Origin of the sequence: Paenibacillus sp. Dod16 (genome assembly GCF_049893405.1) — a bacterium.
In the GTDB taxonomy this organism is placed as follows: Bacteria; Bacillota; Bacilli; order Paenibacillales; family Paenibacillaceae; genus Paenibacillus_AQ.
Genome location: NZ_JBNDYG010000055.1, coordinates 1 through 12,509 on the forward strand (window position 1 = coordinate 1; position 12,509 = coordinate 12,509).

The window sequence follows — 12,509 nt, forward strand, 5'->3', positions numbered from 1 at the left end:
AGAGGCACAAAACCGAATTGAAAAATACATACGATTTTACAACCAGAGACGACCGCAGCGGAAATTAAACAAACTGACGCCGGTAGAGTACCGACGCCAGTTTGCAGCTTAGGTGTTTTTCCAATGTCCACAAAATGGGGTCTTGACCATGCAGGTAAACGGCCTCTTTTTTGTGCGCCTGTCGTTAAAATATCACTGCCCTCAGGGCAGCCAATAAATGGGTACTCGGCTGCTTCGAGAGTCGGCGAGGAGTGAATACGGAAATTAGATCATCTGGTGAGCCGTATCGATTTCCGTGCTTTCTTCATGTTTCACATGCTTCTGTTTGCGATGCATCCAGCTTGCCAGCCATGTGCTGATCTCATACAGACCGATGAGCGGGATGGCAACCATCAGGTGAGATACGAGATCAGGCGGTGAGATCAGCGCCGCAATGATCACCAGAACGACGTAGGCATACCGCCTCATCGTATGCAGGATAGCCGGGCTTAATATGCCTATTCGCGTCAGAAACAGGACAACAACGGGGAGCTCGAAGGCAAGGGAGAGCGGGATGATGATATTGAACATGAATCCGAAGTACTGGGCGACGCCGTACGTTTCGACAAGGTCCATCTGACTGTTGATTCCTGTCGTAAAAGCAAGACTCATCGGAAAAACGACAAAGTACGCAAAGGCAACCCCTATAAGAAAACATAACGCGGAGAAAGGGATAAACCGAAGGGCCGCTCTCTGCTCGCGGTTGTTCAGTCCCTGATTGACGAACAGCCATATTTGATAAAGGGCAAACGGCAGGGTAGGAAGCAGCGATAATACGATGCTTATGCTCATATAGATGCGCAGTCCGTCCCAAGGCGAGAACACGTTCCAGGTTACCTGAAAGGCCGGTGAGTGATGCTTTAACATGGATAACACATGGGGGGCGGCAATCAGGCCTGCCGCCATGCTCAGGATGAAGACGGCAGCTACCAGCAGGATCCGTTTTCTAAGTTCGGCGATGTGCTCAAGCAGCGTCATGGTACCCTTGAACTCCATAGGCTTCGTCACTCCTTTGGTCATCATCGGAAGATGGGCGTGCAGCGCTGTTTTTTCGTTTTGTTCAATTCCTTCAGCTCAAATGTATTAAATCCCTCCTGCATTTTTTGATGGATTTCCTGGATGCTTTTCACATCCTCAAAAGAATATCGACGATTTCCTCCCTTCGTACGCTCCGGAAATATAAGCTTTCGTTCCTCGTAATACCGAATTTGACGTTCCGTCAAGCCGGTCAGTTCGCAAACAACCCCAATACTCATCACCTTACTCTCCATAATCTTTACCTCCTATGTAAGTATTGTTAACCCTGAGCTATTGTTCCTGGCTTGGGATTAAAAACGAAGAAGATAAAACGGCAATAATTTTGGCGATTTCATTTTGTTCGGAAGGATTTATGACATGATTTTATGAAAAAGAAGGAAAAAAAGCAATCGTTTTTCAAAAATAAAAAAACCGTGTAAGAAAACCTAACAAAATTTAAGCCAAACTTTGTTTTCTCTGCTAAGATCGGCTCATGAATCCAATCACAAACTAGCGAAGGAGTGAACGAGGGTGGCTACAAAAGGACAACCAAAAGAGATGACCCGGAGGCAATTTCTGACGACTGTTGGCAAGGTGGGTGGATCTGTCGCCGTCTTCAGCTTGATGGGTACGATGGGGCTCCTTACGCCGGAAACGTTGAAAGCAGCAGAATATATGCCTCCCGGAAAAAATGACCTGACTCTAAGCGGCCGCGGCGGCAAAAAGATTATTATTCTCGGCGCAGGAATCGCGGGTTTGACGGCAGCGTATGAGCTTGGTCTGGCAGGTTACGATTGCACGATATTGGAAGCGAAAAGCTTTGCCGGCGGGCGCAATTGGACGATCCGCAAAGGAACCTCCGTTGCGGAGATCGGATTTGGCCGTCAGACTTCCCGCTTTGATAACGGGCTGCACTTCAATGCAGGCCCGATGCGGATTCCGCAGTTTCACGTCACGCTGGATTATTGCAAGAAGTTTGGCGTAGCCATCGAGCCATTCAACAATGTGAATGAGAGCGGCTACTACTATAACGAGAACGTGGGGGCTTTATCCGGGCAGCGCGTCCCCAAGCGTGCAGCCAAAGCCGACGTGCGCGGTTACGTGGCCGAGATGTTGGCCAAAGCCGTGAATCAAAATGCGCTGGATCTGCCGCTGACAGCGGAAGAGAAGCTGAAGCTGGTGGATTATCTGAGGGCCGAAGGCGATTTGAATCCGGATCTGTTCTACAAGGGATCCGAGCGCGGCGGGTATAAGGATGAGCCGGGAAGCCGCCTGGATGCCGGTGTGCTCCGGGATCCATTCGATTTGAAGGCGATCATCAATTCCGGCTTCGGCAAATATTTCAGCAACGAGTACGGTTACGACCAGCAGATGATGATGTTTCATCCCGTAGGCGGCATGGATGCCATCATCAAGGCATTTGAGAAAAGAATCGGCAACCGGATCAAGTACCGGGCAGAGGTGAAGGAAATTCGCCAGTCCTCTTCCGGTGTGCGGATCGTGTACACGGACGGCAATTCCGCCAGAGAGCAAGAAATCCGCGGCGATTATTGCATCTGCACCATACCGTTGACGGTATTGAAGAAGATCCCGGCCGATTTCTCGCCGGAGATGTCCAAAGCGATCAGCAGCGTCGGTTACGCTTCCGCAGGTAAAATCGGCCTGCAGTTCAAACGGCGCTTTTGGGAAGAAGACGAATATTTATATGGCGGCAGCAGCTTGACGAATATGGACATTACGCAAATCTACTATCCGCCGACAGACTATTTTGGAAAGAAGGGGATTCTGCTTGGTTATTATGCATACGGGGGCACTGCCGATAAAATCGGGGCCATGTCGTATGCCGAACGCGAGCGACTTGCACTAACGCAAGGCGCTAAGATTCATCCACAGTATCCGAAGGAGTTCGAGGCATCCTTCTCCATCGACTGGAAAAAGACTAAATACCAGGAAGGCGGCTGGGTATCCTATTCCGCCAACGACAGGAAAACCTACTACCCTACCCTCTGCAAGCCGGATAACCGTATTTACTTGGCAGGGGAGCACATCAGCTACATCACGGCTTGGCAAGCAGGGGCCATTGAGTCCGCCCGGGAGGTCGTAACCGACATCCATCAACGCGTAATGAAAGCGTAAATCGAAAGGAGACGATTCCATGAAAAATCAACTGAAGACGATCCTGGCGCTGGCCATGCTGATCAGTGCGGTGAGTGTAACCGCCGCGTATGCCGACAGCTCTTCCGCCTATAAGAAGCCGACCAAAGCTTCACCCGCCCCGAAATTTTACGGCAGTCCCACATCCTCTATTTCCAGCGGGGTTATCATACCCGAAGGGGCTTCCTATCTTTATACAAGCGGGACGGTTCCGCCCTTGCTGAACAAGGATGGCAAGACGGTTTATGAGCGCTATGGCGATACCAAAACCCAAGGAATCGGCATCCTGAAGGAGATCGAGAAACAGCTGAAGGAGCAGGGGCTGACGATGAAGGATGTCGTCTATTTGAGAGTATACTTAACCCCGGATGCAGCCAAGAACGGAGCTTTTGATTATACCGGCTGGTTTGACGCATACGCCCAGTTTTTCAATACGAAGGAGAATCCCGTGAAGCCTGCGCGTTCTACCGTGGGAGTAGCGAGCCTCGTGAATGCCGATTGGTTAATTGAGATTGAAGCCGTAGCGGTATACCCTGGCAAGGATAAGAAAAAGTAAGTTGTTCTTGTTCCACGTAGTCGGCTGATCGAATAGCGCTGGCTTTTACAAATGAACGGTCACCATCACATATTAAAGGAGTTGGGTTCTATGTTTCAAAATGTCGGCTTTGTCGGATTGATGATGATCCTGATTGTCGTGCTCATTCTGTTCGGTCCTTCCAAGCTGCCGGAGCTTGGGCGGGCGGTGGGCCGCACGTTGTCTGAATTCAAAGCTTCCGCCAGAGACTTGGTTGGGGAAGATAAAGAAGAGGAAAAGGGCAAGGAGAGGGAAAGGGAGGGAGCGGTCATCAAACTGAAAGGGTGATCAGGCCGTTTCATCCAGCCCTCAGCACTATGAGATTGGATATGTATGTACAAATGAAGCTGTCCCGTGGAGCTGCTGTAGCCCATGGAGACAGCTTTTTTGAATGTTTGGACTTTGAGATCAATGCGAGGACTGAAACTTCGCGATGACATCCTTTGCCAGGATTCAGAGAAACTTCTGAGGGGTATACACAAGTACAGGCAATTCTACATTTCATCATTCATTACTCTATGAGGAGCTGATATTATGGATAGCAACGTATTTAAAGGGAAATGGAAACAGATGAAGGGTGAAGCGAAGAAGCAATGGGGAAAATTGACGGATGACGATCTCGATGTGATCGACGGCCAGAAGGATAAATTGGTTGGCAAGCTGCAGGAACGTTACGGACATACGAAGGATGCGGCGGAGCGTGAATATACCGATTGGAGTGCAAGATACCGCGACTAGTCTAAAGGACGATAAGGGAGGCAGAACGAATCATGTTGGAATCCCGGGTTGTGACCGGCAAGGTGATCGATATTCGTGACGGCAAGGTGTTTACCTTACACGGAGACATGGTCAGCACCTATCATTTGGGATACTATGAGATGATGAATGAGGAAGTTCTCCCTGTCAGAGACAGTCAGCAGGCGGCATCTTCCACCGCGGGGCTACTGGCGGAGGAAACTGCCGAATCCTCCGGCTGGCTCCGCAGGGAGTGGAAACCGCTGACCAGCTTCATAACCGCTTGGAGAAAGAGTGCAAATCGAGCCTGATTTGCGCTCTTTTTTTGCCTTTTTTAAGCTTGGATGTCCAGGCCCTGAGCCATGGGAAATTCATGTGAGTTTTATATTTGAAAAGTCATATTGACTTGGGTCCGATGCGGTGTAGAATGAGGTCAAAAGGAAGTTTGATCAGCCCATTTAGGGCGGAGAATGCTTCGTGCTGCATAGAAGAGCGGGGGCTGCAGAGGCCTTTCATGTCATTCATATTTTATATCATGAACGGAGGGAGGGGGCGAGGTGGGAATGGTTGCACTCGTAGTCGGGGCTACAGGGCTTGTGGGGCGTATGGTAACCGAAGAACTGCTGGGGCGCGAGGAGCTTGAAGAGGTTCGCGTGCTGGTACGAAGTCTTCCTGATATAACGCATCCCCAGTTGAAGCCCATCTTGGTGGAATGGGATCAACTGGATCGATACAGCGATGCTTTTTCTGGCGTCCACAGCGTGTATTGCTGCCTGGGAACCACGATCAGGAAAGCGGGGTCCCAGCAGCAATTCCGTAAAGTGGATGTGGATTATGTCATCAAGACAGCGGAGTTGGCTAAGCGGCACGGGGTGAGACAATTTATGGCGGTCAGCTCCGCAGGCGCTAATCCGAAGGTTCGTAATTTCTATCTTCGCACCAAGGGTGAGGTTGAAGAAAAGCTGGCCGGGATTGGCTTTCGGGGGCTGCATCTGTTCAGACCGTCATTATTGCTGGGCGAGCGGCCCGAGCGGCGGTTTGGAGAGCGGGTGGCATCTGTTCTCATGACTTCCCTGGACTTTGCATTCAAAGGTCCGAAGCTGGCCCCATACCGGGCCATACCAGCGCGGAAAGTAGCCAGATCGATGGTGAATATCGGCTTAACGGATATGAAAGGCCACCATGTATACACCAATGAAGTCATTCATGTTCTCGGCGAGGCCGCTGAATAAATTTGCCAGAGCACCCTTGGCAGATTACAATGTACACAGATAGGAATACATAGAAAGGGTGACAGACCATGAGTAAACATATCATATCGACCAACAAAGCACCGGGAGCTATCGGGCCTTACAGCCAAGCTGTAGAAATCAACGGATTCGTCTATACCTCAGGCCAGCTCGGCCTGAATCCGGAAACGGGTGAATTCGGCGAGGGAGTTCAGGAGCAGGCGAAGCTGTCTCTTAGCAACGTGAAGGCGATCCTTGAAGCAGCCGGGACAAGCCTCGACCATGTGGTGAAAACCACCGTATTCTTGAAGGATATGAATGATTTTGCAGCGGTTAACGAAGTGTACGGCAGCTTTTTCTCCGAGCCCTACCCTGCTCGCAGCGCCGTTGAGGTTGCTCGTTTGCCGAAGGACGGACTGGTTGAGATTGAAGTCATCGCCGTTAAGCCATAAGCGATATGATCCCATGTGAAAGGGAGCTTTGCCAATGCAGGCAAAGCTCCCTTTTTTATGCTCTATTGAATTTTAACGATATTGAAAAGGGTGCGAACTAATCTCATAGACGAGCAAGGGAAGCTTTTCGTTAAGGCTCGGTTTAATATCGCGATCTTCTCCGATTGCGGGTAAAGAAGAGCCATATGGCATATACAAACAGGACGATAGAGAGTACAAAGGCGGTCATTAAAATGCTGTCGGTCTCCCGATGCTCGGCCGCGATGGCGATGTAAGCCCAGGTGAAGACCAGCGGCACGATGCTGTCCCGGTAACGCTGGCCGATCCATATGGCGAGTAATGCACCGATGCAGAGCAGCACAATCCCCAAAGTGGTTTCGCGCAGGCCGAAAAGGCTCCAGTCATTCTTCTGAAACACGATTCCGACGTTGACGATAAAGGCAGGGCATACCCAGCCGATATATAGGCTGAACGGCAATTTCAGACAAAACTTTTCCCCTGACGTCGGATAGTCGATCGTATGCGTGCGGGCATATAGAACCCATAAGGTTAACAGCAGCAGGAACATCACCACGACAGACCATTCAATATACAAATAGTGCCACAAAATAAGCCATGCCATATTGAATACACAGCTGAGGATAAACCATGGACCGATGGATTTTACCGAATCGCGGTTTCCGGTGTCGCGACGCAGCTGATAGATGACAAAAAAGAACAGCAGCACATAGATGACGGACCATATGGAAAAGGCATATCCTGCGGGGGTGATCGCTGTATAATACATATCTGATATCTCCCCGGTTGTTCTGCCGCCAAGCGGCAGCATGCCTGATAACACATTCACGGCAATTACACCGGCGAAAAACAGCAGATTCCACCAGCGGTACGGGTTGTTGCGGTACAATAAAATCTCCTCCTGATATCAGTCTGGAATATATAGAATATACCCAAAAGAATGAATATCGAGCCAGCAGCCAAGAAAGGGGCACCGCCCCTTCACTTAACTCATAGGTTTCTTCCGGTATTCGTTGGGCGTGAAACCCTCTGAACACTTTGCTGAAATACTTCTCATCCTGGTAACCAACCATCTCCGCGATTTGGGCGATCCGGATCTGGGGATTGAGCAGCAGCGTTTTGGCTTTGTCGATACGAATCCGCCCGAGAAAATCCGATAACGTTACGCCGAATTCCTGCTTGAATTTTCGCGAAATGTACTCCCTGCTAAGAAAGAATTTCCCCGCAATTTGCTGAAGGGAAATCTCCTCATGATAGTGCTGCTCCAAATAGTGGGCAATATCATGAATGATGTGACTGTCCTTGGAATGAATCTGGGTAAGAACCCGGGATGCTGCATACAGCCTTCCGCTGATCTGCTCGCGCCAGCGATCCCAGCAGATCATTCCCTCCTCGCTGTAAGGAAGCGGGGAAGGGAGGTCCTGCGAGATTTCAGCGTCTTCGATGGGCTCCTGCGTGCTTTTCACTTCATTTTCCGTCCAATGATACTGGATCCAGTCCCACTCCGAATTCCATCTCGCCAGATGCTCCGGCGATACGAGATCCCTCTCTCTCACATCGTGCAGCCATTCTTCCGTGGCTGCCTCAATGCGCTCCTTGCTCCCGCTAAGCGCGGCCAGTTTGAATTTCTCCTCGTAGGAGGAGAGCCGAAGGGTGCGCGAGCCTTCGCTTTCAACGGCGCGTTCGCGATGGATACGGGATTTGCCGGTTAATAGATTGCGGCTGCACAAAGCTTGGACGGCATTTAGATAAGCCTTCGGCAGATCATCGGGAAAGGCGCATGCTCTGGCGGCACCGAAATGGCTCCGCCTGCGAAGGGTGGAGAAGAACCCGTCATTGATTCGATCGAGTACGTCGTTAAAGGGAAGCCGCGGATTCCAACAGAGGATCATGATTTCCCCGGGCTTGTCGATATGTCGAAAGGCAACCCCCTGATCCATCAACAGCTCATTGCAAATATTGATGAGCGTGAAGGATAGCAGATGGCGCCTGTTGCGGAATTTGGACAGCAAAGCTTCGTCAAATTGATCATCGCGTAGGACGGCAACGTTATAGATCATGCCGGTTGCCGGCAGCGTCATCCGGTTCCGCAATTGAGAAACCACGCTGTCCCTGTTGCCGTAGCCGTTAACCAGATCCGAGAGCAGGCGGTCCATATAGAAAGGGGCCATCTGATTCATTTCAATATTCTGGTTAGTAATCTGCTGCCGCTTCTCTTCCTCGAGCTGCCAGGTTTGAACCGCTTTGGCCAGCGCTTCGTTCAAGCTGTCCGGTTCAACGGGCTTGAGAATATAGTCAATGCCTCCCGAACGGATCGTATGACGCACATATTCAAAATCATCATATCCGCTAATGACGAGCACTTTAATATCCGGTTTCGTAGTATGGAGCCAGGTAAGCAGCTCCAGTCCGTTTTTGCGGGGCATTCGCATGTCGGTCATGACAATTTGCGGTTTGTTCTCCTCGATTAAGCGGACCGCTTCCTCCCCGTCAGCGGCCTGATCAATTTCCGTGATGCCATGCCGCTTCCAGTCTGCCAGAAGCCCTATAGCCTCCCGCACATGCTGTTCGTCATCTACGATCAATACTCTCATTCTACTGTTCACTCTCCCATGCGTTGATATCGAGCGTGACCTTGACGCCGTGTGGTATTACATTCTCTATCGTTAATCCGGCCTTGTTGTCGGAGTATAAGTTCAATCGCATCAAAACATTTAAGAGCCCAATCGATTCATTGCCGGCATCGTTCCGGTCAGGGTGGCCGTAAGCGGTCGCAAGCTTGCTGCGAATCAAAGCGAGCTCGGCTTCTTCGATGGAGGACCCGTTATTTTCAACGATGACGATCAAGCGGCGATCTTCCGCGATGCGGGAAGATATGGATATATGGCCGACGCCGGCGTGCGTATTCATGCCATGCTTAAAATAATTCTCAACTATCGGCTGCAGGATCATCTTCGGAACCGGAGTCGTAAGGCTCTCGGGATCCAAATCCCATGTGATGTCCAGCTGGTCACGGAACCGCTGCTTCTGCAGCTCAAGATACAGCCGCACATGGTTGATCTCATCCTGCAGGGTCACTTTGCCCTCGCTGTTGCGCATATTGTAGCGCATCATATTCGCCAGCGATGAGAGCAGGGAATAGATCCGCGGCACATTATGCTGCAGGGCCAGGGTACCGATCGACTGGAGCGAATTGTACAGAAAATGCGGATCAATCTGCGCCTGAAGTGCCTTCAGCTGATTGGTCTTATTGGCGATTTCCAGCCGGTACTCACGCAGGATCAGGTTGTTGATGGTGTCCATCATCGTTCGGAAGCGGCGGGAGAGAATCCCGATCTCGTCCGGGCTTGTTACGTCAATATCCACGTCAAGCCGACCGGTTTTCACCTGATTCATATAGCTTGTGAGTTGTTTAATGGGTCTTGTAATCCGAATGGATATCCATAGCGTGCCGAATATGACAATGAACAGTGCTAAAATCGCAATAATCGCATTAATGCTCGTTAGTTCTGTCGAATGCTTGTACAGCGTTTGATGCGGAATTTGTTTGACAAGCGTCCAGGGCGCATAAGGCAAATCGAGTTTCTCATATACGATCATCGCGTCTCTGCCATCGTAGTAACCATTTTCCGCTTGAGCGATTTCGCCCATGAGCACAGGGTCGTCCAGACGTTGCCCCCGCTGCTGCGGATCCGGACTGTAGATGACGCTTCCCTTGTCATCAATCAAGTATAGCTGTTCTTCCCCTTTGGCATACAGTTGATCGCAAATGGCCAAAATACTGTCAAGTTTCACATCGATCGCCATAAGGGCATATTGGTCGGGTGACGGTACGTTGGTGATGGAGCGATAGAAGGTGAAAACTTCAAAATTCAGAATGTCCGCAGGCCGCGGAGGGAACCCGTAACTGTGCACCTGATGGACGGGCTCGATGGCCGTATTGCCCGGGCCGAATTCTTCTATTTTACGGTAAGGGGCCTGCCGGAATTCCCTGCGAGGCAAATTGCTGGATATCTGGGTGGACTGTCCCGTCAAATGATTGTGCAGATAAATTTGATGCACGTCCTGCGTGCCCGTTTGAATGGCCTGCAGGGTCGTATACAGCTCGGCCACCACCCGGTGATTATCGGGATCCAGGGCAAGATTGCGCAAAAAATGGGGATCGGAATATACGGACAGGGAGGCGCGGTCGATGACGCGCAAATAGTTCATCAGATTGGTGGCTCCTTGGTAAATCAGCCGTATATTTTCATCCACCGTCTGCTCCTTCACGGACTCGCGGGTATGCGTAAACGTAATGTAAAGCGACAGCAGAAGCGGAATGGTTGTGACGGCGAGCATGAATGTGATCAGCCGGGTCTGGATGCTGCGGTATTTCATATAGGATCACCCCCTGAGTTATGGAATGGGCATCGCGTATGGTCAATATTTTACACCTAACGGTTCATGATTCTCCGTGTTTATTGTTTACAGGTTACCGCATAATGGCTATACATCATACAACAACTTAAACGAAAAGGGGAGATCAAGGGATGAATCGAAAAAAATCTTCGGCGCTGCTGCAGCAGTTTCTTTTCGTGGGACCTTCCACTATTTTTTTCATCCTGATCATGATCATTCCGTTCCTTCTGGGTCTTTATTATTCCTTCACGAACTGGAATGGCGTGTCAAGCAAAATCGACTTTGTCGGCTTTGATAATTTTGTTACCATTTTTACCAATGATGATAAATTCCGTGATGCCTTCTGGTTCACAACCCGGTTTACGGTGCTTGGCGTCATCCTTACGAATCTGCTCGGATTTTTACTGGCGTACTTCCTGACCAAGCCGCTTAAAACACGGAACGTGCTCCGGACGATTTTCTTCATGCCTAACGTCATCGGCGGCCTGCTGCTCGGTTTTATCTGGCAGTTTATTTTTGTCAAAGGGTTTGCGGCGATCGGTAATGCCACCAACCTCGGATTCTTCAATCTGCCGTGGCTCGGTACGAAGGGAACTGCCTTTTGGGCAATTGTAATCGTTTTCGTATGGCAGACGGCCGGTTACCTGATGGTCATCTACATTTCCTCGCTCAACAACGTGCCGAAGGATATTCTGGAGGCAGCCGAAATCGACGGCGCGAGCAGAGGGCAGGTACTGCGGTCCATCATTATTCCGCTCGTTATGCCAGCGGTTACGGTATGTTTGTTCCTGGCGATTTCCTGGTCATTCAAAATGTTCGACTTGAACCTGTCCTTAACTAAAGGCGGACCGTTCGGCTCCACGGAGTCGGTGGCCATGAATATTTACAACGAGGCGTATACGAATAACCGTCTCGGGCTCGGAACGGCGAAAGCGGTCATCTTCTTCATCGTGGTTGCCATCATAACAAGTCTGCAAGTTCGATTCACGAAGAGCAAGGAGGTTGAAGCGTAATGGAGACCACGAGAAAATACCGGCTGAACACCATGGCCACGGAGATCATCATGATTATCGTAGCCTTGCTCTTCCTGGTCCCGTTCTACTTCCTGTTCGTGAACTCCGTCAAAACCTTCGGTGATCTGTTGACGGACTCGGCAGGACTCCCGACCACTCTTGAATGGAGCAACTATTCACGGGCGTGGGATATCACCAATTTCCCGCAGGCGTTCTGGAACTCGCTGGTCGTTACGGTAGCCAGCAATCTGCTGCTGGCGATGTTAAGTGCGATGACCGCGTATCAGATGGTTCGCCGGAACACGCGCTTTAACCGGATCATGTTTGCACTGTTTGTGGCGGCGATGGTCATTCCGTTTCAATCGATCATGATTCCGCTCGTGAAAGTGACGGCAACGCTGGGCATTAACAACAGCTTGTACGGGCTCATTATCTGTTACCTGGGCTTCGGAGTTCCGCTAAGCGTATTTCTGTTCCATGGCTTCGTGAAATCGATCCCGATGGAGATCGAAGAAGCCGCAACCGTGGATGGATCCAGCGGATACGGCGTATTCTTCCGGGTGGTATTCCCGCTGATGAAGCCGATGTTCGTTACGGTTATCATCCTGAACACCCTATGGATATGGAATGACTACCTGCTGCCATCCTTGATCCTGCAGTCCGCAGATCTTCGGACCATTCCGATTGCTACCTTCGCCTTTTTTGGGCAATATACCAAGCAGTGGGATTTGGCTCTGCCGGCGCTGGTGCTGGGGATCATGCCGGTCATTATTTTCTTCCTGGCCATGCAGAAATACATCATTGAGGGCATTACGCAAGGAGCGGTGAAGGGATAGCTGTCAATCGGTCAATTCCTTCCCCCTCACAGATCAATATA

At 50.5% G+C, this 12,509-nt stretch carries 14 protein-coding genes and 1 pseudogene; 10 read left to right on the forward strand and 5 right to left on the reverse strand.

Translation table 11 applies throughout. The features are described from left to right. Positions 1–112 (forward strand): IS3 family transposase (locus tag ACPV3A_RS31345; RefSeq protein WP_426203510.1); only part of this gene is annotated, 112 nt, incomplete at its 5' end. A 152-nt stretch (positions 113–264) separates the two neighbouring features. Here ACPV3A_RS31345 and tatC read toward each other — a convergent pair. Together tatC and ACPV3A_RS31355 are read right to left on the reverse strand one after the other, a co-directional pair. Continuing rightward, positions 265–1,035, reverse strand: coding sequence for a twin-arginine translocase subunit TatC (gene tatC, locus ACPV3A_RS31350; protein WP_426203609.1), 771 nt, complete (start codon positions 1,033–1,035; stop codon positions 265–267). 23 nt (positions 1,036–1,058) lie between these two features. Then, on the reverse strand, positions 1,059–1,310 hold the full coding sequence (locus ACPV3A_RS31355) for a MerR family transcriptional regulator (RefSeq protein ID WP_071222093.1): 252 nt from the start codon (positions 1,308–1,310) through the stop codon (positions 1,059–1,061). A 277-nt stretch (positions 1,311–1,587) separates the two neighbouring features. On the opposite strand from ACPV3A_RS31355, the gene ACPV3A_RS31360 reads away from it, so the two are divergent. The 7 genes from ACPV3A_RS31360 (at position 1,588) to ACPV3A_RS31390 (ending at position 6,200) form a co-directional block, all read left to right on the forward strand. Further along, positions 1,588–3,192, forward strand: a complete 1,605-nt coding sequence (locus tag ACPV3A_RS31360; RefSeq protein WP_194540790.1) for a flavin monoamine oxidase family protein — start codon at positions 1,588–1,590, stop codon at positions 3,190–3,192. A gap of 19 nt (positions 3,193–3,211) precedes the next feature. Beyond that, positions 3,212–3,766: a RidA family protein gene (locus tag ACPV3A_RS31365; RefSeq protein ID WP_071222092.1), complete on the forward strand. Its 555-nt coding sequence runs from the start codon at positions 3,212–3,214 to the stop codon at positions 3,764–3,766. Positions 3,767–3,856: 90 nt separating this feature from the next. Further along, positions 3,857–4,072, forward strand: a complete 216-nt coding sequence (locus ACPV3A_RS31370) for a twin-arginine translocase TatA/TatE family subunit (RefSeq protein WP_071222091.1) — start codon at positions 3,857–3,859, stop codon at positions 4,070–4,072. 246 nt (positions 4,073–4,318) lie between these two features. Beyond that, positions 4,319–4,522, forward strand: a complete 204-nt coding sequence (locus ACPV3A_RS31375) for a CsbD family protein (RefSeq protein WP_071222090.1) — start codon at positions 4,319–4,321, stop codon at positions 4,520–4,522. Positions 4,523–4,554: 32 nt separating this feature from the next. Then, complete coding sequence (locus ACPV3A_RS31380; protein WP_426203614.1) at positions 4,555–4,830, forward strand: hypothetical protein; 276 nt, start codon at positions 4,555–4,557, stop codon at positions 4,828–4,830. A 246-nt stretch (positions 4,831–5,076) separates the two neighbouring features. Next, positions 5,077–5,751, forward strand: coding sequence for an NAD(P)H-binding protein (locus tag ACPV3A_RS31385; RefSeq protein WP_220686639.1), 675 nt, complete (start codon positions 5,077–5,079; stop codon positions 5,749–5,751). Between the two features lie 68 nt (positions 5,752–5,819). Next, entirely contained in the window at positions 5,820–6,200 is a 381-nt protein-coding gene (locus ACPV3A_RS31390) for a RidA family protein (RefSeq protein WP_071222088.1), read from the forward strand. Positions 6,201–6,342: 142 nt separating this feature from the next. Here the strand turns inward: ACPV3A_RS31390 and ACPV3A_RS31395 are convergent, their stop codons facing one another. The 3 genes and pseudogenes from ACPV3A_RS31395 to ACPV3A_RS31405 form a co-directional block, all read right to left on the reverse strand. Beyond that, entirely contained in the window at positions 6,343–7,107 is a 765-nt protein-coding gene (locus tag ACPV3A_RS31395) for a tryptophan-rich sensory protein (protein WP_220686638.1), read from the reverse strand. A gap of 190 nt (positions 7,108–7,297) precedes the next feature. Continuing rightward, positions 7,298–8,812, reverse strand: a pseudogene (locus tag ACPV3A_RS31400) (response regulator); the annotation flags it as partial. Between the two features lies 1 nt (position 8,813). Continuing rightward, the gene (locus ACPV3A_RS31405) at positions 8,814–10,598 is read right to left on the reverse strand and encodes a sensor histidine kinase (RefSeq protein WP_220686636.1); all 1,785 of its coding nucleotides are present in this window, start codon (positions 10,596–10,598) and stop codon (positions 8,814–8,816) included. A 152-nt stretch (positions 10,599–10,750) separates the two neighbouring features. On the opposite strand from ACPV3A_RS31405, the gene ACPV3A_RS31410 reads away from it, so the two are divergent. Together ACPV3A_RS31410 and ACPV3A_RS31415 are read left to right on the forward strand one after the other, a co-directional pair. Next, complete coding sequence (locus ACPV3A_RS31410) at positions 10,751–11,632, forward strand: carbohydrate ABC transporter permease (protein ID WP_071222084.1); 882 nt, start codon at positions 10,751–10,753, stop codon at positions 11,630–11,632. Then, positions 11,632–12,468, forward strand: a complete 837-nt coding sequence (locus tag ACPV3A_RS31415; protein ID WP_194540796.1) for a carbohydrate ABC transporter permease — start codon at positions 11,632–11,634, stop codon at positions 12,466–12,468. Before ACPV3A_RS31410 ends, ACPV3A_RS31415 begins: the two co-directional genes overlap by 1 nt. Positions 12,469–12,509: the final 41 nt, after the last annotated feature.

Coding starts and splice junctions, on each gene's coding strand:
- ACPV3A_RS31380 (WP_426203614.1), top strand. CDS start 4,555: ATGTTGGAATCCCGGGTTGTGACCGGCAAGGTGATCGATATTCGTGAC.
- ACPV3A_RS31355 (WP_071222093.1), bottom strand. CDS start 1,310: ATGGAGAGTAAGGTGATGAGTATTGGGGTTGTTTGCGAACTGACCGGC.
- ACPV3A_RS31365 (WP_071222092.1), top strand. CDS start 3,212: ATGAAAAATCAACTGAAGACGATCCTGGCGCTGGCCATGCTGATCAGT.
- ACPV3A_RS31390 (WP_071222088.1), top strand. CDS start 5,820: ATGAGTAAACATATCATATCGACCAACAAAGCACCGGGAGCTATCGGG.
- tatC (WP_426203609.1), bottom strand. CDS start 1,035: ATGGAGTTCAAGGGTACCATGACGCTGCTTGAGCACATCGCCGAACTT.
- ACPV3A_RS31370 (WP_071222091.1), top strand. CDS start 3,857: ATGTTTCAAAATGTCGGCTTTGTCGGATTGATGATGATCCTGATTGTC.
- ACPV3A_RS31415 (WP_194540796.1), top strand. CDS start 11,632: ATGGAGACCACGAGAAAATACCGGCTGAACACCATGGCCACGGAGATC.
- ACPV3A_RS31405 (WP_220686636.1), bottom strand. CDS start 10,598: ATGAAATACCGCAGCATCCAGACCCGGCTGATCACATTCATGCTCGCC.
- ACPV3A_RS31375 (WP_071222090.1), top strand. CDS start 4,319: ATGGATAGCAACGTATTTAAAGGGAAATGGAAACAGATGAAGGGTGAA.
- ACPV3A_RS31410 (WP_071222084.1), top strand. CDS start 10,751: ATGAATCGAAAAAAATCTTCGGCGCTGCTGCAGCAGTTTCTTTTCGTG.